This is a genomic window from Undibacterium sp. SXout7W, assembly GCF_049339385.1.
In the GTDB taxonomy this organism is placed as follows: Bacteria; Pseudomonadota; Gammaproteobacteria; order Burkholderiales; family Burkholderiaceae_D; genus Undibacterium.
Window position 1 is genome coordinate 1 of record NZ_JBMPPF010000084.1, and the last position, 421, is coordinate 421.

Genomic DNA, 421 nt, shown 5'->3' on the forward strand with positions numbered 1-421 from the left:
CCGGCGTTTTGTTCAACCAGATAGTCCACCCCATTGACCGTAAAATCGGCATCCACAGCGGCACTATCTTGCGCAGAGACGTTTTGTTTGCCGGTTGCATTCCCCTCCTCCAAAACGGCCACTGCCTCAGTGCCGGCTTTATCGGTGGTGACAGCTGTCATCAGCGTTTTGGAACGAACATTAAATCCATACTTGGGTGCGCCGCCGTAATAGTCAACAAACTCAGAGAATGAGGTAATTCGCCATGGCCTACTGACCTGCACCCCAAATTAGTACGAAACCAAATTAGAGTCTGCGGTTAAAAAACTGTCTGCAAATTGATTCGGCGTCAGATAGCCAATCGAACTGTGCGGTCGTTGCTCATTATAGTCCTGACGCGATTCTTCGATGATGACCCTGGCGTAGTGCATCGATATAAACC

General features: G+C 49.4%; 1 protein-coding gene. It reads right to left on the reverse strand.

What is annotated here, in order from left to right:
* Positions 1-269 precede the first annotated feature (269 nt).
* Positions 270-410 (reverse strand): integrase core domain-containing protein, encoded by a 141-nt coding sequence (locus ACO0LB_RS20590; protein ID WP_423052576.1) that lies wholly within the window; start codon positions 408-410, stop codon positions 270-272.
* Between the last annotated feature and the right edge of the window lie 11 nt (positions 411-421).

Excerpts from the sequence above, each read along its gene's own strand:
- ACO0LB_RS20590 (WP_423052576.1), bottom strand. The coding sequence starts at position 410 with ATGCACTACGCCAGGGTCATCATCGAAGAATCGCGTCAGGACTATAAT.